24 protein-coding genes and 4 tRNA genes are annotated in these 21,475 nt (G+C 44.8%); 4 read left to right on the top strand and 24 right to left on the bottom strand.

Going from position 1 to position 21,475, the window contains the following annotated elements:
- From AB4232_RS10065 to mutY, 7 genes are all read right to left on the bottom strand, one after another.
- Positions 1 to 76, bottom strand: a tRNA-Asn gene (locus AB4232_RS10065).
- Between the two features lie 56 nt (positions 77 to 132).
- A tRNA-Phe gene (locus tag AB4232_RS10060) sits at positions 133 to 208 on the bottom strand.
- Between the two features lie 7 nt (positions 209 to 215).
- A tRNA-Thr gene (locus AB4232_RS10055) sits at positions 216 to 291 on the bottom strand.
- Positions 292 to 365: 74 nt separating this feature from the next.
- Positions 366 to 441: transfer RNA gene (locus tag AB4232_RS10050), tRNA-Phe, on the bottom strand.
- Positions 442 to 544: 103 nt separating this feature from the next.
- Positions 545 to 1,678 (bottom strand): membrane-bound lytic murein transglycosylase MltC, encoded by a 1,134-nt coding sequence (gene mltC / locus AB4232_RS10045; RefSeq protein WP_372087041.1) that lies wholly within the window; start codon positions 1,676 to 1,678, stop codon positions 545 to 547.
- Positions 1,679 to 1,747: 69 nt separating this feature from the next.
- On the bottom strand, positions 1,748 to 2,020 hold the full coding sequence (locus AB4232_RS10040) for an oxidative damage protection protein (protein ID WP_010435637.1): 273 nt from the start codon (positions 2,018 to 2,020) through the stop codon (positions 1,748 to 1,750).
- A 28-nt stretch (positions 2,021 to 2,048) separates the two neighbouring features.
- Positions 2,049 to 3,107 (bottom strand): A/G-specific adenine glycosylase, encoded by a 1,059-nt coding sequence (gene mutY / locus AB4232_RS10035; protein WP_372087040.1) that lies wholly within the window; start codon positions 3,105 to 3,107, stop codon positions 2,049 to 2,051.
- A 165-nt stretch (positions 3,108 to 3,272) separates the two neighbouring features.
- Here mutY and trmB point away from each other — a divergent pair, with 165 nt between their 5' ends.
- Positions 3,273 to 3,992, top strand: a complete 720-nt coding sequence (gene trmB / locus AB4232_RS10030) for a tRNA (guanosine(46)-N7)-methyltransferase TrmB (RefSeq protein WP_004735468.1) — start codon at positions 3,273 to 3,275, stop codon at positions 3,990 to 3,992.
- Between the two features lie 185 nt (positions 3,993 to 4,177).
- Entirely contained in the window at positions 4,178 to 5,098 is a 921-nt protein-coding gene (gene glsB / locus AB4232_RS10025) for a glutaminase B (protein WP_372087039.1), read from the top strand.
- Between the two features lie 111 nt (positions 5,099 to 5,209).
- Here the strand turns inward: glsB and hemW are convergent, their stop codons facing one another.
- The 7 genes from hemW to AB4232_RS09990 form a co-directional block, all read right to left on the bottom strand.
- Entirely contained in the window at positions 5,210 to 6,397 is a 1,188-nt protein-coding gene (hemW, locus tag AB4232_RS10020; RefSeq protein WP_372087038.1) for a radical SAM family heme chaperone HemW, read from the bottom strand.
- A complete protein-coding gene (locus AB4232_RS10015) occupies positions 6,397 to 6,996 on the bottom strand; it encodes an XTP/dITP diphosphatase (RefSeq protein WP_132743305.1) in 600 nt (199 codons plus the stop codon). Before AB4232_RS10015 ends, hemW begins: the two co-directional genes overlap by 1 nt.
- Before the next feature lie 46 nt (positions 6,997 to 7,042).
- On the bottom strand, positions 7,043 to 7,474 hold the full coding sequence (locus AB4232_RS10010) for a DUF4426 domain-containing protein (protein WP_372087037.1): 432 nt from the start codon (positions 7,472 to 7,474) through the stop codon (positions 7,043 to 7,045).
- A gap of 28 nt (positions 7,475 to 7,502) precedes the next feature.
- Positions 7,503 to 7,793, bottom strand: coding sequence for a DUF167 family protein YggU (yggU, locus tag AB4232_RS10005; RefSeq protein WP_017101445.1), 291 nt, complete (start codon positions 7,791 to 7,793; stop codon positions 7,503 to 7,505).
- Positions 7,794 to 7,822: 29 nt separating this feature from the next.
- Positions 7,823 to 8,380 (bottom strand): YggT family protein, encoded by a 558-nt coding sequence (locus tag AB4232_RS10000; protein ID WP_012604836.1) that lies wholly within the window; start codon positions 8,378 to 8,380, stop codon positions 7,823 to 7,825.
- Positions 8,381 to 8,456: 76 nt separating this feature from the next.
- Positions 8,457 to 9,275: a pyrroline-5-carboxylate reductase gene (proC, locus tag AB4232_RS09995; RefSeq protein ID WP_372087036.1), complete on the bottom strand. Its 819-nt coding sequence runs from the start codon at positions 9,273 to 9,275 to the stop codon at positions 8,457 to 8,459.
- 63 nt (positions 9,276 to 9,338) lie between these two features.
- Positions 9,339 to 10,055: a YggS family pyridoxal phosphate-dependent enzyme gene (locus AB4232_RS09990; RefSeq protein ID WP_372087035.1), complete on the bottom strand. Its 717-nt coding sequence runs from the start codon at positions 10,053 to 10,055 to the stop codon at positions 9,339 to 9,341.
- A gap of 26 nt (positions 10,056 to 10,081) precedes the next feature.
- Here AB4232_RS09990 and AB4232_RS09985 point away from each other — a divergent pair, with 26 nt between their 5' ends.
- Together AB4232_RS09985 and AB4232_RS09980 are read left to right on the top strand one after the other, a co-directional pair.
- A complete protein-coding gene (locus AB4232_RS09985; RefSeq protein ID WP_017062242.1) occupies positions 10,082 to 11,119 on the top strand; it encodes a type IV pilus twitching motility protein PilT in 1,038 nt (345 codons plus the stop codon).
- 14 nt (positions 11,120 to 11,133) lie between these two features.
- Positions 11,134 to 12,243, top strand: a complete 1,110-nt coding sequence (locus AB4232_RS09980) for a PilT/PilU family type 4a pilus ATPase (protein ID WP_029222974.1) — start codon at positions 11,134 to 11,136, stop codon at positions 12,241 to 12,243.
- Between the two features lie 333 nt (positions 12,244 to 12,576).
- Here the strand turns inward: AB4232_RS09980 and ruvX are convergent, their stop codons facing one another.
- The 10 genes from ruvX to cbiB form a co-directional block, all read right to left on the bottom strand.
- Complete coding sequence (gene ruvX, locus AB4232_RS09975) at positions 12,577 to 12,999, bottom strand: Holliday junction resolvase RuvX (RefSeq protein ID WP_372087034.1); 423 nt, start codon at positions 12,997 to 12,999, stop codon at positions 12,577 to 12,579.
- Between the two features lie 56 nt (positions 13,000 to 13,055).
- A complete protein-coding gene (locus AB4232_RS09970) occupies positions 13,056 to 13,619 on the bottom strand; it encodes a YqgE/AlgH family protein (RefSeq protein WP_012604831.1) in 564 nt (187 codons plus the stop codon).
- Between the two features lie 116 nt (positions 13,620 to 13,735).
- A complete protein-coding gene (gshB, locus tag AB4232_RS09965) occupies positions 13,736 to 14,686 on the bottom strand; it encodes a glutathione synthase (protein ID WP_372087033.1) in 951 nt (316 codons plus the stop codon).
- 9 nt (positions 14,687 to 14,695) lie between these two features.
- Entirely contained in the window at positions 14,696 to 15,427 is a 732-nt protein-coding gene (gene rsmE, locus AB4232_RS09960; protein ID WP_372087032.1) for a 16S rRNA (uracil(1498)-N(3))-methyltransferase, read from the bottom strand.
- 159 nt (positions 15,428 to 15,586) lie between these two features.
- Positions 15,587 to 16,318, bottom strand: a complete 732-nt coding sequence (locus tag AB4232_RS09955; RefSeq protein ID WP_372087031.1) for an endonuclease — start codon at positions 16,316 to 16,318, stop codon at positions 15,587 to 15,589.
- Positions 16,319 to 16,415: 97 nt separating this feature from the next.
- The gene (locus tag AB4232_RS09950) at positions 16,416 to 16,916 is read right to left on the bottom strand and encodes a SprT family zinc-dependent metalloprotease (protein WP_135444364.1); all 501 of its coding nucleotides are present in this window, start codon (positions 16,914 to 16,916) and stop codon (positions 16,416 to 16,418) included.
- A 78-nt stretch (positions 16,917 to 16,994) separates the two neighbouring features.
- Positions 16,995 to 17,792 carry a DUF2189 domain-containing protein gene (locus AB4232_RS09945; protein ID WP_009847692.1) on the bottom strand — a complete coding sequence of 266 codons (798 nt, stop codon included), beginning with the start codon at positions 17,790 to 17,792 and terminating at the stop codon, positions 16,995 to 16,997.
- A gap of 240 nt (positions 17,793 to 18,032) precedes the next feature.
- The gene (locus AB4232_RS09940) at positions 18,033 to 19,337 is read right to left on the bottom strand and encodes a cobyrinate a,c-diamide synthase (protein WP_372087030.1); all 1,305 of its coding nucleotides are present in this window, start codon (positions 19,335 to 19,337) and stop codon (positions 18,033 to 18,035) included.
- A 2-nt stretch (positions 19,338 to 19,339) separates the two neighbouring features.
- Positions 19,340 to 20,407: a threonine-phosphate decarboxylase gene (locus AB4232_RS09935; protein ID WP_372087029.1), complete on the bottom strand. Its 1,068-nt coding sequence runs from the start codon at positions 20,405 to 20,407 to the stop codon at positions 19,340 to 19,342.
- 38 nt (positions 20,408 to 20,445) lie between these two features.
- Positions 20,446 to 21,411, bottom strand: coding sequence for an adenosylcobinamide-phosphate synthase CbiB (gene cbiB / locus AB4232_RS09930; protein ID WP_012604821.1), 966 nt, complete (start codon positions 21,409 to 21,411; stop codon positions 20,446 to 20,448).
- Positions 21,412 to 21,475 lie beyond the last annotated feature (64 nt).

Below are 21,475 nucleotides of genomic sequence, written 5' to 3'. Positions count from 1 at the left end.
TGGCTCCCCTTGCAAGACTTGAACTTGCGACATACGGATTAACAGTCCGCCGTTCTACCAACTGAACTAAAGGGGAATTACTTGTCTCAACATCAGGTCTCTAAAGACCATTATTTGTTAAGTACCAAATAATGGTGCCTCGAGGCGGAATCGAACCACCGACACGCGGATTTTCAATCCGCTGCTCTACCGACTGAGCTATCGAGGCAAAAGAATGGTGCCGACTACCGGAGTCGAACTGGTGACCTACTGATTACAAGTCAGTTGCTCTACCTACTGAGCTAAGTCGGCACACTAAATTCTTTATGCTTTTGTCCGTGTTGCTACTCCCTGTTAAAGAGTGTTGACACCAACAAATCAAATTGTGGTGCCCGGAGGCGGAATCGAACCACCGACACGAGGATTTTCAATCCTCTGCTCTACCGACTGAGCTATCCGGGCAACGGAGCGCTATTAAACGGATTTTCTGCATAACCGTCAACACCTTTTTTGAAAATAACTAAAAAAAACGTTCGTTAGTTGTTTTTTTATTCAAAAGTGAGGCTTACGTTTTACCTTGGTTAAAATCTTTCTTGAATTTTGTTACTTTCTCTAAGTATCGGCGCGACTCTTTATTGGGATGTTTCTTTGTTAGTGCCCAGTAAGCTTGACTCGGTTGCAATGAATTTAAGTCACGCATTGCTCGCTTTCTATCCTTACTGAAAGTATTGAGCACGCCACCAGTGCCGCCGTTGTATGCTGAGATCATACTGTACTCAAGCGTGGTTGGGTGTTTTACGTCTTTTAAATAACGATTTTTAAGGATGTAAAAGTATGCGGTGCCTGCATCAATGTTGTTTTCTGGATTGAATAAGTACTCAGGACTTGGTTCTCCAGGTTTCTTTTTAACGAGCTTAAAGACATCTCGGCCAGCGGTTTTAGGTACCACCTGCATAAGACCATAAGCATTTGCCCAGCTCACCGCGTAAGGATTGAAGCTGCTTTCTGTCTTGATGATTGCATAGATCAAGTCTTCAGGGATGTCATAGCGTTGAGATGCTCGTTGTACTATGTCGGCATACTTATAACTACGTTTGCTCGCATGATCTGCCACCATTGGGATTTCGACGTAGTAGGCTTTTTTAAAGTCTACCTCTTTGGTTTTTAGGTTATTGGCGATCAGGTAATCTGCGAATTTGTTAGCACGCCATGTCCATTGGATGGGCTTTTTCTCTTGGTCTACGACTTGGTTGTAGAGGAAAGGTTGACCTTCTAGCTTTATGCTTTTGGACGAAAATAGATCGACATGAGCTGGATCATCGGGTGTCAGGAGCGTCGTCATGATCGCATTTTTGAGGTGCTTTTTAGGATTTGTTAAGGAGACGGTTTCTACCGTTATGATACCTTGACTGAAGTTAACTTCTGAACGGCTTAGATAATTGTCTATGTATTTCACATAGTTACTCTTACCTGCCATCTTTACTTCACTGCTGCCCCAGCGCTTTTGGATATTGCCTGAAAAGCTACTAATCAAAGCATCCAACGCCCCAGTATCTTTTTCAAATTGCCCTGGTAGTTCTGCCAAATTACTTACAAACCGGTTGGTTGGTTCGTAGTTAACATCATAAATGCTTTCGACAAATTCACGACTGCACCCTGTTAACAACATGGCTGTTAGGAAGTAACTTAGCTTTTTCATAGTTCCTCATACAAAAATGACATCGCGGCGTAAACCATGATGTCATTAAAATTTATTTAAATAAATGTCTTATTCGCTAGGCGGGGTATAGCCATCAATAACGACATCTTTACCTTCGAAAAGGAAGTTAACCATCTCAGTTTCAAGAAGTTTACGATGCTCAGGATCCATCATGTTCAGCTTCTTTTCATTGATAAGCATAGTTTGCTTACTTTGCCATTGTCCCCAAGCTTCTTTAGAGACGTTGTCAAAGATACGCTTACCTAGGTCACCCGGGTAAAGTTGAAAATCTAGGCCTTCAGCATCTTTTTGAAGGCGAGCACAAAATACAGTGCGGCTCATAGTGGTTCCTCTTATCGCGTTCGTTGATTCAAACGTCGTTCAGTTCAAAGGGTAGGCTCTCAATAAGCTGCTTTACAGGAGCTGCTAGGCCAATTTCTTCCGGTTTTGATAAGTTATACCAGAGACCTTTAGTCCCTTCCATTATCAAATCTGGTTGTTTATCTAATTTTACTAATACAGGCGTGATATCTAAGTGGTAGTGGCTGAAAGTATGTCGAAACGCAATCATGGTCTTGATCGAATCGGTTTCATTGTCTTTGATCGAACGAAGGTCTAACTGATGTTCGATCTCTGCGTTTTCATTTTGAGGGAAACAGAATAGTCCTCCCCAGATACCAGATTGAGGGCGTTGTTCGAGCCATACTTGATTGTTGTGGTACAGAATCACAAACCATGTTTCTTTTATCGGCTTTTCTTTCTTAGGTTTCTTACCTGGAAAGTCGAGTTGTTTATCGAGCTTCTTAGCTTCACACATGCTTTCAATCGGGCATAAGGTACATTTAGGCTTGCTACGAGTACAAACCATCGCACCCATGTCCATCATGGCTTGATTGTACTTATCAACATCTTGATTGGGCGTGTGTGCTTCTGCGTGCTCCCACAGTTGGTTCTCGACTTTCTTTTGCCCCGGCCAACCTTCTACTGCAAAGCTTCTCGCTAAGGTGCGTTTGACGTTGCCATCAAGAATCGCATGAGGGAGTTTATGCACAGAGGACAACACTGCAGCGGCAGTAGAGCGTCCAATACCCGGCAGCGCGTTCATTTCTTCGATAGAAAGCGGAAATTCACCATCATATTGCTCAGCAACGATCTTGGCAGCCTTATGTAAGTTACGAGCTCGCGCGTAATAGCCAAGCCCTGTCCATAAGTGCAGCACCTCATCTTGTTCGGCGTTCGCTAGGTCAATAACCGTTGGAAAGCGTTCTAAAAATCGCTGGTAGTATGGAATCACCGTGGCCACTTGAGTCTGCTGAAGCATGATTTCAGATAGCCAAACGGTGTAGGCGGTTTTGTTTTGTTGCCAAGGTAATTCTTTGCGCCCAAAGGCGTCATACCACTTTAATATGGCGGTTGCGAAAGGAGTCACGACATGCTCTATGCTTTGCTATTATTAGGAGTGAAATTGCACCACACTTACGGTTGGATGTAAAACAGACAAATTGTGTGGGAATTTATCCACGGAAAGACTTGCACCGGAGGCAATTCTTTGGATAATCCCCGCTTTGATTAATCAATGTGCAGGCAAAAATCAATGAGTGAAGTGACCACTAACGAATATACTGAAGACGGCAAACTGGTTCGTAAGATCCGTAGTTTTGTTCGCCGCGAAGGCCGCTTAACAAAAGGCCAAGAAAACGCGATGAACGAATGTTGGCCAACAATGGGTATCGACTACAACCCAGAACTTCTTAATTGGAAAGAAGTGTTTGGCAACGACAACCCTGTTGTACTAGAAATTGGCTTCGGTATGGGTGCATCACTGGTTGAAATGGCAAAGAATGCGCCTGAGAAAAACTTCTTAGGTATTGAAGTTCACAGCCCAGGTGTTGGTGCGTGTTTAGGTACAGCTCGCGATGCTGGCGTAACTAACCTGCGTGTAATGTGTCACGATGCAGTAGAAGTATTTGAACACATGATCCCAGACAGCAGCCTGCATACACTGCAACTGTTCTTCCCTGACCCATGGCATAAAGCTCGTCACCACAAACGTCGTATCGTTAAGGCTGAGTTTGCAGAGATGGTTCGCGGTAAGCTGCAACTTGATACTGGTATTTTCCACATGGCAACAGACTGGGAAAACTACGCAGAACATATGATTGAAGTGATGAACGTCGCTCCAGGTTTCGAGAATATCGCTGAAGATGGTGATTACATTCCTCGTCCAGACGAGCGTCCGCTAACTAAGTTTGAAGCTCGTGGCCACCGTTTAGGTCATGGTGTTTGGGACATTAAGTTCAAGCGTACTAAGTAATTCTGAATCAAATTAAGTGAAGGTGAATCCGACTTAGGATTAAACCCTACACTTTATGGGATTGATAAAAGCCAACATTATTGTAGTGTTGGCTTTTTTGTCCTTAGGCTTTTATCAAATTAGAAGTTTAAGGACAAAACTGAATGTCACACCCCTACAAAAATAACAATAAGAAGTAAGCTCACATGAAACCAACTCAAGCTATTTTAGCCGAGATTTTAGACGAAGTTCGTCCATTAATTGGTCAGGGAAAGGTCGCTGACTATATTCCTGCATTGGCTCGCGTATCGAACCAGAAATTGGCGATTGCGGTATACACCAATGAAGGTGAAGTTATTCAAGCTGGCGATGCTGATGAAGCCTTTTCCGTGCAATCAATTTCGAAAGCTCTAAGCCTAACGCTAGCAATGGTGCTGTATAAGCCGGAAGAGATATGGCAGCGAGTAGGGAAGGAGCCATCAGGACAAGCCTTTAACTCGATGATTCAGCTTGAGATGGAACACGGCATCCCTCGTAACCCGTTTATTAATGCTGGCGCGATTGTCGTTGCCGACTTATTACAAAGCCGTCTATCAGCGCCAAGACACCGTTTACTAGAATTTGTCCGTCAGCTATCAGGTGATACTCATATTGTGTATGACAAGGTTGTGGCGGCTTCTGAGATGATGCACAGCGATCGTAATGCTGCTATCGCTTATTTGATGCGTTCATTTGGTAACTTTGAAAATGATGTTATCCCTGTTTTGAATAACTACTTTCATGCCTGTGCGCTTAAAATGACGTGTGTGGACTTGGCAAAAACCTTTAGCTATTTGGCAAACAAAGGTGTGTCGGTTCAAACCAAGAAAGAGATCATCACGCCAGTTCAAACCAAGCAGTTGAATGCTTTGCTTGCGACATGCGGTTTGTATGATGGGGCTGGTGAGTTTGCTTACCGTGTTGGGATGCCAGGTAAATCGGGTGTGGGTGGCGGTATTATCGCTATCGTTCCTGGCGAAATGACTATTGCGGTGTGGTCTCCAGAGCTTGACCCTTCTGGTAACTCTTTAGCAGGTACTAAGGCGCTAGAGTTGCTTTCTGAGCGAATTGGTCGTTCTATTTTCTAAGAGAAAGATGCGAGCACGGGCTTCGTCCTGTAGAACGCTTCGCTCCGAGAGGGGGCTATAAAATAAAAAGGGTTGGCCCTAAAACCAACCCTTACACAATATCTCTCGAATCTATTCGTCCTCTTCTGCCATAAAAGCTTCCAGCAAATCGTTGAGGAATAGCTTCCCTTTTTCTGTTATCTGCCAGTGAGTGTCGGTTTCATTCAAGTAGCCTAGCTCTTTTGCCCACTCTATCGTTGGCTGAATCGAATCAAGCTCTAACCCAGTCGTATCAATGAAATCCTGTTTTGGACACGCTTCCATTAGCCTGAAGCGGTTCATGAAGAACTCGAAAGGGCGGTCGTCATTAGGTACTTCAAGTTCATCCGACAGATAGGGCTTCACCAGATTCTGATACGCGGCTAGGTAGCCTCTAGGGTGTTTAACCTTAGTGGTGCGAACAATACGTCCATCTGCAAAGCTCAGCTTGCCATGAGAGCCACAGCCAATACCTAGGTAGTCACCAAAGCGCCAGTAGTTGAGATTATGCTGACACTGATATCCTGGCTTGCTGTAGCCTGAAATTTCGTATTGTACATAACCTGCGTCTGCGAGCTTCTTATGGCCTAAGTCGAAGATATCCCAAAGGTCATCATCGTCAGGTAGCTTTGGCGTTTTGTAATAGAACATGGTGTTAGGTTCTATTGTTAGCTGATACCAAGATAAATGTGGAGGGTCGAGCTCGATCGCTTTGTTCAAATCAGCCAAGGCCTGATCAATGCTTTGATCGGGTAAGCCGTGCATTAGATCTAGGTTGAAGCTATTTAATCCGATTTTATGCGCTAAGTGAGCTGCGTTGACCGCTTCATCTTGACCATGAATACGCCCAAGCCTTTCCAGTTTCTCTTGCTCAAAACTTTGTACACCCACCGAGATTCGAGTTATGCCTGCTTTTTGGTAACCAGCAAAACGCTCAGCTTCGATAGTTCCCGGATTAGCTTCCATGGTGATTTCTATTTCAGGTTTGAACGGGATGCGTTGTTCAATGCCTTGCAGCAATCGGCCGATTCCTTCTGGAGAAAATAGACTCGGCGTGCCGCCACCAATAAAGATCGAATGCAATGGGCGAGGTGCGCCATTGAGTTGGTATTTTTCGATATCGGTATCGAGATCCTCAAGCAGAGCATCGATGTACTCTTTTTCAGGAATCTCGGCTTTTAGAGCGTGAGAGTTAAAATCACAATACGGACACTTTTGTACACACCATGGAATGTGGACATAGAGGCTGAGTGCGGGTGGTATTAGCGCTGCATTGTGCATTACAGAGCTTGCTCCTTGAGAGTCTTGAATAATGACGCGAGGGCTTTACCACGGTGTGACAGTTGCTTCTTACGTGACGATTCAAGTTCTGCTGAGGCGCAGTTATCTTCTGGTACAAAGAATACAGGATCGTAGCCAAAGCCATTCTCACCATGTTCTTCGGTAAGGATGCGACCTTCCCATTTCCCGTGACACACGAGAGGTGTTGGATCATTCTCGTGACGCATTAGCACCAACACACAGTGGAAACGCGCAGTACGCTTTTCAGTTTCGACACCTTGCATCGCGTTTAGCAATTTTTCGATGTTCTGTTTATCGGTTGCCCCTTCACCTGAGTAACGCGCTGAGTAGATGCCCGGAGCACCATTTAAGTAATCAACCTCTAAACCTGAGTCGTCAGCAATCGCTGGCTGTCCTGTTTCTTTCGCGGCATGGCGAGCTTTGATGATGGCATTTTCAATGAAAGTTGTCCCCGTTTCAGCGACTTCTGAAACGTTAAATTCACTTTGTGCGACCACGTCAAAGCCAAACTCAGACAGAATATCTGCCATCTCGCGAACTTTACCTTGGTTGCCTGTTGCTAAAACAATCTTGCTCATGGGAATGTGACTCTAATAAGTGAATAAATGAAAAGTAAGGGATAGCTTACTCTTCTATATAGAATTTCTGTGTGAAGCGCAGTGGGCCAGTGCCTTTCAAGCCTGCGTTAACATTGATGTTAAAGGTGATGTTCTCTTCGTGAGTTACAGGGAACTCAGCAAGGTAATAAATCGCATCACCTTCTTTGATTTCTCGAAACTTCAAAGTTCGGGTGTTTCCAACGAGGTTCTTCGCTGTTCCCGTAATTTTAGCCGTTGTAGCAGGCTTGCCCAGGGAAGCCTTGTCTAACACGCTGATGTTGAGGATTGCTGAGTATCCATTTCGCTTAAGTTTGTATTGCTTAGCGACCTGCGCAGTTAGAAACGTGGAATTGAAAGCCGAATAATGAACCTCGACATCCTTGATACTTTTAAACTGTCCTGCCGAACTTGGTAAGGCAACAAGAGCGGTGAGTAGTGCTGTTATCCATAAACGCATAATGACTCCAATAAATAGCAAAAAGCCATCATAGGATGGCTTTGACTTCAGTTGGGATTTGGCTTGGCGAGCATATTCGAACTTGCTTGTGCCTACCTAGCTCTCCCTTTTCTATCGTAATTTGCCCTTTAGCGACCTTAAATTGTTTCGCAAGGTATTTCGCTAAGTGAGCATTGGCTTTGCCATCAACCGGTGGTGCAGTAATGGCAATTTTCAGTTCCTCGCCGTGTAAGCCGACAATTTTGTCTCGGCTTGCCTTGGGTTGGATATAGAGCCTAAGAAGAATATCGTCTTCCTCGGCCCAAACCGCTTTTGGCATCGTCAAAGTACCTGAGGTTCGTACTTAAATTATAGCTGATACCAAATAGGGCCAATTAGGTCACCCATTAAGAAGTTCGCGAATTGCAGAACAATAAACAGTACCAGTACGCTTAAATCAAAACCGCCCATTGCAGGAAGAATACGACGAATTGGAGCCAGCATTGGTTCAGTCAGTTGATGGAACACGTATTCAATTGGGCTACGGCCTTGGCTAACCCAGCTCAGGATTGCACGGATTAGCAGAACCCAGAAGATCAAACCACCAGCCGCTTTAAGCAGAGATAGCGCTCCAAAGATCAGGAAGCTGATGTCAAATACAGCCGCACCGCCAGAGATAATCAGGTTTAGAGCGACGAACTTAAGTACACATAGCACATAAGCGAAAACAACCGTCGCAAGATCAAGGCTGCCGATTGATGGAATTACTCGGCGTAGTGGTGCAACAACCGGTTGTGTCGCTTTTACGATAAATTGTGAGAATGGGTTGTAGAAATCTGCACGTGATGCTTGTAGCCAGATACGCAAGATCACAACCATGATGTAAAGATCAAAAACGGTCGAGATCAGAAAGCTCATCGAGTTCATATTGTTTCCTTTTTCGGATTTACTTGCCGTTTAGGTATAGCCTGAACGACACAATGCTTTTTTACTGTAATTAGTATTAAAACAGTTTTTCCATCTCTTCAGCTCGAGCAACCGCCGCTTGCATGGCTTTTGCTACGATATCTGAAAGTTGATGGTCGTTAAACGTGCGCAGTGCTTCTGCGGTTGTGCCGCCTTTTGAAGTCACTTGTTCACGCAGTGTAGATAATTCTGTGTCTGGATTTGCAACCACCATCTCTGCCGCACCTAATGCCGACTGCTGCACTAATTTACGAGCGGTTTCTTGGTCGAAGCCTTGGTTGATTGCTTCGGCTTGCATCGCTTCCATAAATAGGAAGAAGTAAGCCGGAGCACTGCCCGCCGCCGCAATGATGTTATTAATCCCAGACTCTTGCTCAACCCAGCTAACTTCACCTACAGCTTGCATCAGCTGAGAAGCAAAGTCTTTATCATTTTGGCTGACCGTTGAATCGGCATAAAGACCGCTCATCCCTTTACCAAGCAGCGATGGCGTGTTTGGCATCACACGAACAAGGTTCAGCTGGCAGTTTAACATCTCATTGAGTCGATTCGCATTAATACCCGCTGCAATTGAGATAACCAGTTTGTTGCTGAAATCGATATCTTGTAAGGGTTTACATACATCAGCCATCATTTGTGGCTTCACCGATAGCACAATAACGTCTGCTTGCTCTGCTGCGGCAATATTATCGCTGGTGGTATTGATGCTGTACTCTTGCTCTAGCGGCAGCCTTCTGGTGTCTGAAGGTGCTGTAGCAGTAATCTTTTGCGCTGGGTAACTACTCGCGACTAAGCCCGCTACAATTGAGCGAACCATGTTTCCCGCCCCAATAAAGGCGATGTTCTTATGTTCCATATATAAAATCCTGAGCGTGTCGCTGCGCGGTTCAAGCGAAGCTTTATCAATACTTGTACTTGGTTACTTACTACGGTTATTCGCGTAATCACGAGCACCAAAGATGGCCGTTCCAATACGAACCATTGTGCTACCAGCCTCAACTGCTGCATCCATATCACCACTCATACCCATTGAAAGGGTATCGATGTCTGGATACTTTGCTGCGAGCTTTTGTTGAAGCTCTGCCAGTTGAGAAAATGCATTAAGCTGAGATTGATAGTCAGATACGTTTGCAGGAATCGACATCAATCCTCTTAAGGTGAGGTTGGGGAGCGATGAAATCAACTCCGCAAGTGCAAAAACTGTCTCTTCTGAGGTTCCAGATTTGGACTCTTCACCACTGGTGTTTACCTGAATCAACACTTGCAAAGGTGGAAGTTCGCTTGGTCGTTGATCATTAAGCCTTTGTGCGATCTTATCGCGATCGACGGAATGCACCCATTGGAAGCTTTCCGCGATTGGGCGGGTTTTATTGGATTGAATTGGACCAATAAAATGCCACTCTAAATTTAGGTTAGAATGTTGTTCTGAAAAGTGTTTTACTTTATCTACACCTTCTTGAACATAGTTTTCACCAAAGGCAACCTGGCCTCCGAGTGCGGCTTCTAGAATCGCATCAATAGGTTTAGTTTTGCTGACGGCTAAAAGTTGCACGGACTCTGGAGCTCGTCCGCACTTTTGCTCAGCACTACGAATCTGTGAGGTGATTTGTTCGATATTTTGTTGAATACTACTCATAGCTGACTTTACTTAAGGGAAAATAAATGGATATCACTGAGTTACTAGATTTTAGTGTAAAGCATAACGCGTCAGATCTACATCTTTCTGCGGGTGTATCTCCAATGGTACGTATAGATGGTGAAGTAAGGAAGCTTGGAATCCCAGCTTTGAGTCATGCTGATGTGCATCGTTTGGTTTTTGAGATCATGAGCGATTCACAACGCGGTGAGTTTGAAGAAAAATTGGAAGTCGACTTCTCTTTTGAATTACCCAATGTTGGTCGCTTTCGTGTTAATGCGTTTAACCAAGCCCGTGGCTGCTCAGCTGTCTTTCGAACTATCCCTGTCGAAATCCCGACTTTAGATCAGTTAGGTGCACCTGAGATCTTCGAAAGGATTGCTAACTACGAAAAAGGCTTAGTGCTCGTTACTGGTCCAACTGGCTCTGGTAAATCAACGACTCTTGCGGCGATGGTTGATTACGTAAATCGCAACCACAATAAGCATATCCTGACGATTGAAGACCCGATTGAATTCGTTCACACCAACAATAAATGCCTAGTCAACCAGCGTGAAGTTCACCGTGATACTCACAGCTTTAAAGCGGCACTGCGTAGTGCGTTACGTGAAGATCCAGACGTAATTCTTGTTGGTGAGCTTCGTGACCAAGAGACGATCAGCTTAGCGTTAACCGCAGCAGAAACGGGTCATTTAGTGTTTGGTACTCTGCACACCAGTTCTGCGGCAAAAACGATCGACCGTATTATCGATGTGTTCCCAGGTAGCGATAAAGATATGGTTCGTTCGATGTTGTCTGAGTCACTGCGCTCGGTGATAGCCCAGAAGCTTCTAAAACGTGTCGGTGGTGGTCGTGTGGCGTGTCATGAAATCATGATGGCAACACCGGCGATCAGAAACTTGATTCGTGAAGACAAGGTTGCGCAGATGTATTCGATCATTCAAACGGGCGCAGCGCACGGCATGCAGACCATGGAACAAAATGCGAAGCAGTTGATGGCGCAGGGCTTGGTTGATTCGGAAGAGGTCGAGAAAAAGATCGAAATTGAAACCTCAATGTTTTAATTAAGGTGTACATAATGGAATTGAATCAAATCCTTGAGGGAATGCTTTCTCAAAAGGCATCGGATCTCTATATCACTGTCGATGCGCCAATCCTTTTTCGTGTGGATGGTGAATTACGCCCCCAAGGAGAGAAGCTGAATGCGGCTCAGGTTGCTCAATTACTTGATGCGATGATGGATCAAGATCGACGAGATGAATACAAGCAAACGCGTGAGGCTAATTTTGCTATCGTGCGTAATTTTGGTCGTTTTCGTGTCAGTGCGTTCTTTCAGCGAGAGCTGCCAGGAGCGGTAATTCGTCGCATCGAGACTAACATCCCAACCTTTGAGCAATTAAAGCTTCCTGACGTACTACAAGACCTTTCAATCGCTAAGCGCGGGCTTGTGCTGGTGGTTGGTGCGACTGGCTCTGGTAAATCGACCTCGATGGCTGCGATGACGGGCTATCGCAATACCAATCGTTCAGGTCATATCTTGACGGTTGAAGACCCGATTGAATTCGTACACGAACATAAAAAGTGCATCGTGACTCAACGTGAGGTTGGACTCGACACCGAAAGCTATGAAGTCGCGCTTAAAAACTCGTTACGCCAAGCCCCTGATATGATTTTGATTGGCGAAATTCGTAGTCGTGAAACCATGGAATACGCGATGACCTTTGCTGAAACGGGTCACTTGTGTATGGCAACCCTGCATGCCAATAACGCTAACCAGGCGCTAGAGCGTATTCTTCACTTGGTGCCGAAAGAGCAGAAAGAACAGTTCCTGTTTGATCTGTCGATGAATCTGCGTGGTGTGGTCGCTCAGCAGTTAATACGCGATAAAAATGGCAATGGTCGTCATGGTGTCTTCGAAATTCTGCTGAATAGCCCTCGTATATCTGACTTGATTCGTCGTGGTGAGTTGCATGAGTTAAAAGCGACCATGGCCAAATCGAAAGAGATTGGTATGCAGACTTTTGACCAAGCTTTGTATGATTTAGTGGTTGCGGACAAGATTAGCGAGGATGATGCATTCCATAGTGCAGATTCTGCCAATGACTTGCGTTTAATGCTCAAGACCAAACGTGGCGATGATGACTACGGAACTGGTGCGTTGGCTGGCGTGAAGATTGATATGGGCTAAGTCACGGCTTTGTTGATAAACACAAAACCCGCTTCTGTGGCGGGTTTTATTCGTTTATAACTTAATGCATGTTAGATGAGTGCATGTTGGGGCGATGGTTATCATATGAGTAACCGCGCTCCTTTTCTAATTTGATTTTTGACGGGTACTGTTGACCGTCGTAACCCGCGGAACCGCTTCCCATTGAGCTGCATGCCGTTATAGATAACGCTATGAATATTGCTAGAAAAATTTTCATATGAACTCCCAAGTTCTTTTCCTTTATCGCTCCTCCATTACGCAGTTAAAATGGCAAGGGATCATAAGCTTGCTCGAGTTTGCTAAATAAATAACTTAGCCATATTGTGCTTCAAACCAGCTCTCTAGAATTACAACGGCTGATTGATTATCGATGTTACCTTTACTTAGCGCTTTATAGCCGCCCATTTCAAAAAGGTCGGCCCTTGCTTCTGTCGTAGAAAGTCTTTCATCATGCAGTTCAACATCCACACCAAAGCGTCCTTTAAGACGGTTAGCGAATTTCTTCGCTCTGGGTGTAATAGCTGCTAGATCTTTACCATGAAGGTCGGTAGGAAGGCCAACCACAATCAGATTCGGTTGCCATTCCTTAATTTGCTTCTCGATATCGTCCCAGTTTGGGATGCCATCTTTGGCTTTAAAGGCTTTCAGGGGGCTTGCTGTGCCTGTGATCTCTTGTCCTATCGCACTGCCGATACTTTTTGTACCGTAGTCAAATGCCATAATTGTTCGTGACATGGGGCTTCCAAATTAATCTGTGTTTGAGAGTGTTTATTTTATTGAGCTGAGTCGGACTATGCGTGGCCAGCGTCTGCTGAAAGCTGAGCCGCATTGATGCCTAACATTTGCACGGCAACTTTCCAGCGATCCGAAATTGGCGTGTTGAAGATAACCTTAGGATCGGCTTCAACGGTTAGCCATGAGTTTTCAGTCAGCTCGATTTCCAGTTGTCCTGGTTCCCATCCTGCATAACCAAGCGCGACCAGATAATGCATAGGTTCATCTTCTGTCCCTAACACCATTAGAATATCTTTCGAGGTTGTTACCGAGATTTGATCCGTCATGTTGATGCTGGATTGATAACTGCCTTTGGGTTTGTGCAAAATAAACCCACGATCTTCTGCGACTGGCCCACCATTAAGTACTGGCTTATCAAGGCTTGCTTGGTTGGGTTTCGGCTGTTCAGAATCAACCTCAACTTGCTTAAGCATACTGCCAACAGTGACATCGATAGGAGCGTTGATCATCAAACCCATCGCACCTTCGTCATTGTGCTCACAAAGATAGATCACCGAATTTTGAAAGTATGGGTCTTTCATTCCGGGCATAGCGACCAGAAAGTGGTTCGTTAAATTCATAGAGCCTCCTGCCAGTGTGTTCCCAGTAAAGGAAAAAGAGCGGCGTAAAGCCGCTCATTGTTCTTTGCCTAGATATTTTTGTGTTTTCGAATAGCTAAGGCTTTCTTTAGTTTAGGCTATTTAGCGTTAATGCGACGCTCGATTGCATCCATTAACTTGCCCGTTACCGAAATATCAAAAGCAGCTTCAATTTCACGGATACAAGTAGGGCTTGTCACGTTGATTTCAGTCAGCTTGTCACCGATAACATCAAGTCCTACAAAGATTAAACCTTTCTCTTTTAATGCCGGTGCAACTGCTCTTGCGATAGCCCAGTCGGTTTCACTTAGCGGACGAGCTTCACCTGTACCACCAGCAGCAAGGTTACCTCGAGTTTCCCCTTTAGCAGGAATACGCGCTAGGCAGTAAGGCATTGGTTCACCATCAACGACAAGAATACGCTTATCACCATTGCTGATGTCTGGAACAAAGGTTTGTGCCATTGCGTAGTTTTGACCGTGGTTAGTTAAAGTCTCAATGATCACTGATACGTTTGGATCGCCTTCTTTTACTCGGAAGATAGACGCGCCGCCCATGCCATCAAGTGGTTTTAGGATCACGTCACCGTGCTCTTCTCGGAACGCTTTAATCTTTTCAGCTTTACGAGTCACGATGGTGGTTGGTGTCAGTTCAGGGAACCATGCCGTGAACAACTTCTCGTTACAGTCACGTAAGCTTTGTGGCTTGTTTACGATCAGTGCGCCGTTCTCTTCAGCACGCTCAAGAATGTAAGTCGCGTAGATGTACTCAGTATCAAACGGAGGATCTTTACGCATCAGAACCGCATCTAAATCGGATAGCGCGATAGTCTGTTCTGATTTGAACTTGTACCAACCGTTTGGATCTTCTTTTAGTTCAACAACCTTAGTGTCAGCAATGGCTACGCCTTGATCTAAATGTAGATCATCCATTTCCATGTAGTGGATTTCGTAACCACGACGCTGAGCTTCAAGCATCATGGCAAAGCTAGAGTCTTTTTTGATGTTAATGGATGAAATTGGATCCATTACGATGCCAAGTTTGATCATTTCTTTCTCCTAGCCTAGATCGCCAAAACGGACTTGTAAGGCAGTAATTGCGGTTAGAGCAGCAGTTTCGGTACGAAGTACACGTGGACCGAGTAGCGTCTCTTCAAATTTGTATTGTTCTGTCATGCCGATTTCTTCAGCGGACAGTCCGCCTTCAGGACCGATCAATAGGCGCACCTTACTGATGGGTTCTGGAAGGGTGTTAATTGAGTATTTTGCTCGAGGGTGCAGGTTTAGCTTCAACGCTTCACTCGGTTCGCTGCACCACTCTTCAAGCTGCATGATTGGGCGGATAACCGGAACCGTATTGCGGCCAGACTGTTCACATGCTGCGATAGCAATCTTTTGCCACTGCGCGAGTTTTTTCTCGAAGCGTTTAGTATCTAGCTTAACGCCACAGCGCTCTGAAATCAGAGGGGTAATGGTGTTTACACCAAGCTCAACCGATTTTTGAATCGTGAACTCCATTTTGTCGCCACGTGAAATCACTTGGCCTAAATGTAAGTCTAACGGAGATTCGCTGCTACGTTCGATACGTTCAGTAACATTAACTGTGACGTTCTTTTTTGATACTTCAGTAATTGTCGCTGGGAATTCAGCGCCACTGCCATCAAATAGAAGAACATCTTGGCCTTCTTTCATACGAAGGACTCGACCAACATGACCCGCGGCATCTTCGCCTAAAGCGAGTGAACCTAACTGATGAATGCGTTCTGGGTGATGGATACGAGGGATTCTCATGCTGGTAAACCTATAAATAGTGTCATTTGGGTATTTTGTCTCTGCCTAACATGGATGCTTTTAGTTGAAAAAACAAGGGTAGCGCAAGAGTTTCAGGGGCAATTCTGAAACTCTTGTTTGAGATGGAGGCAATTGGAGATGTTGGTTGCCTGAGTCGTGTTATTTACAAGCAGGGAAAACAAATGGGTTGTGATTACCTTGGATCGCATAGATTCGCTCATCACGCGTACACTCCCATTTATCGACAGGGAATTGCTTGTTCCACGCCATCATCAGGTTAGTCTGCTGCTTAGATAGTTTGAAGCCATACTCTTGGCTCATGTAAAGATAAGTACGCGCGATAGAACCTTTTGCTCTGTCTGGCGGCATAACCTTACGCTGCTTGAAGTTGACCTGCATTTCACATTGACCATAGCTAACGCCATCCATTCCATTCCACTGACTGAAATTGTAATTAGAGCGATCACCGTTAACCTCGCCAATGGCCGGAGTCAGATTATGAAGATCGGCTTCCATGGATTTGAATACTTTGTCGTTGCGAGTGCAGTTCTTACGTCCGCCATCCTGCCAGCACTGACGCTGGTGGCCGAATTGCCAAGCTGGAACCACGTGTTCCCACTCAATACGGGAAGCGCGCTTTTGCTGTTTTCTGACTTGATAACCGCAGCCGTCGAGGTCGGGGATACCTTTCTTTTTGTCTTTCCAAGTGATGTCACAACCACAATAAAATGAAGTCGGGTGATCGAGATAAATCTTCACGGCTTCTTTTTTTGCTTTGGAGAAGGAGCTTGGTGGAGCGGCGAAAACGCTTTGGGTTACCAGTAGGCCAAATACTATTGATAGGTAAAAGGACACTGATAGGCCAAATGCTTTTGGAGTGGTTTTTTGCATAGAGAAAGACTGATGAAAGTATGATAAACAACAGTCTAGCACTCAAATGTTAGTTCTCTCTATTACATTTATTCGCGTTACCTTGTGAGCTTAAGACTTAGCTCAATTGAAGGCCGGTAAAAGCTAAGGTTTGTTGGCATTGTTGACAACGATACGTTGATTGGCTGCGGATGACTTTGTTGTGTCGTCTTATCGACAAGGGGTAAGTGGTGCAATCACAGCGGTACTCAAAGGTTTTTCCTTGCACTGAGGTGATTTCCAAACTGTGGGTGGTTCTGGCTGGTACATTGAATACCTTTTCCATCACGTATTTCCACTCATTGCCGTGAGGCCTAACTCGTCCGAAGACCTGATATGTGATCAGATGTGCGAGTTCATGAGGCACGACTTCGTTAATAAAGGCGTCTTCATTTTCGCTGAATAACACTTGGTTGAGTTTTATCTCGTTTAACTGGAGGTAGGCTTTTCCCGCTGCCTTTCCTCTTAACTTGTAAGTGACAGCTGGGAATGAAAATTCACGAGAAAAATGTAGATTGGCAATAGCTAGGCATTCGCCCAATTTTTTATTTACTCGATGTTGTTGCGGGGTGTAAGACAAGCGTTGTTAACTCCAAAAAAAGCCTCAGCGTCTAAGCTAAGGCCTCATTATAACATTGCTCATCGATCGTGAAACGATTTAAACGTGATGTTTCTTTTTGATGACTTCGTGGTAAGCATGCCAGGTTCCGTAACCAAGTAATGGCATCGTTACAATCATACCCACGCCGTAGGTCGCGAAGCCGACTAAGATACCAGTACCAATGATACCAGCCCAAACGACCATCGCAGGGATGTTTGATTTAACAGCGTTGAAGCTAGTAAAAATCGCACTCATTACGTCTACACGTCTCTCCATCATTAGTGGAATGGAAAATGCTGAGATACTAAATATCAGGCTAGCGATAACAAAACCAATCACAGACCCTGTAATTAAGAAGGGAGCAAATTCGGTCAATGGTGCCCCTTGTACTGAAGGGTAAAGTGCGTGCAATAATGCAGCGATACGCATCCAGAATATCATCGCAACCATTAATACAATCGCAAACGCCCATTGGTGGGTTGAGTTGCGTGTGATGGCTTTCATCGAATGCAGTAGGCTAGCATTGTGCCCCTTTTCTCTTTCCCAGGCTGCGTCATACAAGCCTAGGGCAAGAAACGGCCCTATTAGCATGTATACAATCAAGCTTGGCATAACGACTAAATGTGTCCCTTGCCATTGGACAAGTTGAACAATGGCGATGGCCGCACCCATAAAGCACAAACCGTAAAATGCGCTGATTAATGGCATTCTCACTAAGTCGTGCAGAGCAAGCGACAACCAATGAAAGGGCGCTGAAATGCTCACCTGATTACATGGTATTGTACGAGCGTATTCTGAGTCTTTGATTTCTTTTTGTTTATCGTCGAAGTCTTGTGTATTCAATGTACGAGGCATAGATCCTCCTTGATCGGTTTTCTACCTGCGCTGCAGTTAAATTGCAGCGAACGAAACTCGATGCCCGACTTGGCGACGTCTTTGATGTAAGCGCGCATCAGCTAAATAGTTCACGAAACAAAGTCTGATCTTGATTTGTTCGTTAACATTATTTTAACTATTGACCGTGAAGCGGCAAATATCAACTTTTGACAGGCTGTTCTTAGTCAAAGCGTTCAAGGCGTATTTTTTGGTTGATGCTTAATAAAGTGCTCCTTTGAATATTTTCGCTACCAAATCAGGGTTATACGGGAAGTACCAATGTGCATAAGAAGCGATGGTCCTGTGTTTTATCCAAACAGGATCGGTTGGCCTACCATATTGAGATTCAGGCTGAGTTAGTACGGTTTCTTTACTGTCTGTTTTTGAATAATGGAAAGTATGACCACGCAGCATTTGACCATTGAAATTAGCTTCTAGGATCCCTAGCGCGGCTAGCTTTTTCTGCATAGTCGCTTTGGCATTTAACGCGCCAACCATGTTTTCTGTTTGGCTTTCTGTATCAGTCAATGCTTTGTTGAGGTATAGCATGCCACCACATTCGGCTAGGCAAGGTTTTCCTTGTTCAATGTGTGTGATGATTTGCTGCTTCAACGCATGATTGAGCGCTAGCTTATCCATATGTAATTCAGGATAACCTCCTGGTAAATACAAAGCGTCACACACTGGTAAATCATCATGTGCAAGCGGTGAGAAAAATGACAGTTTTGCCCCCAATTCGATCAACAAATCAAGGTTGGCTTGATACAAGAAAGCAAAGCTATTATCACGAGCTACTGCAATTGTATGACCAGTCAATGATTCATGTCTGGCTGGTAGTGCTTGCTTTGGTTTTTCAAATGCTTGTGCTGTTGGTAATGGGATATCACCATGTTCTAGTAGTAGCTTGGCTGCGTGATTAAGTCGCTCTTCTATGTCATCTAACTCTTGTGCTTGTACTAAACCTAAGTGGCGTTCTGGCAGCGACAAATCCATGTCTTTTGGTAACCAACCACAAAACTCGGTTTCAGGTTTTAGGCTTTCTTTTAGCATTTCAGCGTGACGTTCAGAACCTACGCGGTTTGCAACTACACCAAATACATCCACGTCATCACGGAATGTCGATAAGCCATTTACAATGGCTCCAAAGGTTTGTGCCATTGCGCCAGCATCTACCACGGCCAACATCGGAAGGTTAAATTTAGCCGCAATATCAGCACTTGAGCATTTGCCATCAAACATACCCATTACGCCTTCAATTAGAATCACATCCGCTTCTAGGGCTGCTTGGTAAATTAAGTGTTGGCATTCCGCTTCACCACACATCCACAAATCCAATTGGTAAGTGGGTGTATCTGATGCAATAGATAGAAATTGTGGATCAATAAAATCAGGCCCAGTTTTGAATACTCGAACTTTCTTTCCTTGTTGAACCAAAGCTCTTGCTAGAGCGGCGACCACGGTTGTTTTTCCGCTTCCAGAAGAAGGTGCGCCTACCACTAGGGCAGAACAGTAAGCTGTAGACATAATTATTCCTTGAGTTGTTCGAGTGCGCGAGTGAGCGCTTGCCATTGTGATTCGTTGGCGGGTAACCCGAAACGAAGTGCATCGTTTTCATCACAATGACGAGTAAAAACCCCTAACTTGGCGAGCTGATGGTGCCATGATGCCGAATCTGAAATTTCAACTCGGTGAAAGAGTATCTGTGATGTTATTTTTACCGAGCCCGCCATTTGGCCAAAATGTAGTTGTAAGATTTGGTTCATACGCTGAGCCTCTTCATGTAGGCGTTGGCGGTTTTTCTTTTGCCAATTGGAGTTGAGTAAGGCATGTGTGGTGACATAGCGAGTTGGGCCACTGAGTGTCCAAGGTCCAAGGTGTTGTTTAAGAATATTTAAACGCAATGGCGAGGCAAAACAAAAGCCTGCGCGAATCCCTGCCAGCCCAAAAAATTTACCCACTGATCGCAGGACTATTAGATTGTCAGGTACTCCTGTTGGGAAACTTGGTAACACTGAAAGCTCAGGAGTACAGTCTACAAACGCTTCATCAATCACGAGCGTTGAATGATCTTGGATATGATTTAGCCAAGTCAGTACTTCACTTGGTGGCACATTCAGTGCGGTTGGATTATTGGGATTAATCACTACGACCACGTCTGCCGTTTTCAGCTGTTCGATTGTCGGTTTGTGTAGGTAAAAGTCGAATATGACGGCTTGTATGCTTTGTTCTGCGTACTGCTGCCACGCATGTTGATGTTCTTTGTAACCCGTATGAGGCAATAGGATGTACGTCAATGTTGGCTGTGTCTTTGCAATCATATGAGGTAGCGATTGAATGGCTGCCTGACTGCCAGCTACGGGTAACAAGGCATCACTTTGATAGTAGGTTTGCGCGGCTGTGATTAAGCCATCATCGTCTTCTGGTAGCCGATTCCATACCGATGCAGGGATTTCAGGTATAGGGTAGTGGTGCGGGCTTACTCCAGTTGAAAGGTCGACCCATTGTTCGATTGGCCTTTGATAGCGCAATGAAAACTCGATTAACTTACCACCGTGATGCGGAAGTTCGTTTGAGGTTGAGTGTTTAATCGTCATTAGCGTACTTAAAGTAAAGAGTTAAAATAGACATGAAATCAAAATAAACAAAGAGTTAAAAGAGAAAGCAGTAGCATTACGATGGCCCAAAGCACACTGGTTTTTTGGACCAAAGATATGGCTCGTGGAATATCTTCTAAAGTCGCAATATTACCTTTTCCCATCGGACGTTTTTTCACAAGTTTTCCGTGGTAATAAGTATCGCCACCTATGATGATTTGTAGTGCGCCGGCACCTGATGTCATTACGGGGCCACCGTTTGGACTCGAGCAATGTTTAGCTTGTTCTTTCCAGCATTTCAGAGCCAACTTAGTGTTGCCTAAAAGGCTGTAGCTAAGTGCGGTTAAGCGCGCAGGTGCCCAGCCCATCACATCATCTACTTTTGCTGCCACATAGCCAAATTCTAGCCAGCGTTCATTTTTGTAGCCCCACATCGCATCAAGTGTGTTCACTAATCGGAACAGTAATGCCCCTGGAGCCCCAAGCAGTGCAAACCAAAATAGAGTGCCGAAGATCGCATCGTTACCATTCTCTAATACCGACTCAATCGTCGATGACGTGATCTGGCGTTGATCCATGGTTTCAGTATTACGGCTAACGATCCAACCAACTTTCTCTCGCGCTAAATCAAGATCACCTTGGCTCAGCGGCTGGTGGATCCACTGGGCGTGCTCAAGCAGGCTACGTTGACCTATCGCGATATACAGAACCACGATATTAAATAGCCAAAAGCCTAATGTGTTCCCCATGCTTAGTAGCGTATGTTGTAGCCAAAAGCTGAGTAAGCACAATGGAACAGTCGCAGCTATCCATGCGATCAAACCTGAGAATTTAGTGGCTCGGTTTAACAGCTTCTCGATTTTCTCAACCGCATAGCCAAAACCGATCAAAGGGTGAAATCGTTTAGGCTCACCTAGTAAGTGATCAAGCATCAAAGCTGCGATCATCATTAGCGCGATCGCTAAACTTGAATAACCAAAATTTAAATCAAAAAAGATCATCATATCTGCCAAATAATGCTGCTGACTGGATAGTGAAAATGAATAAACGCATAAACCAATCAACAGT

This window comes from Vibrio sp. 10N.286.46.A8 (genome assembly GCF_041470165.1).
GTDB lineage: Bacteria > Pseudomonadota > Gammaproteobacteria > Enterobacterales > Vibrionaceae > Vibrio > Vibrio tasmaniensis_A.
This window is presented reverse-complemented; position numbering and strand designations above follow the sequence as displayed.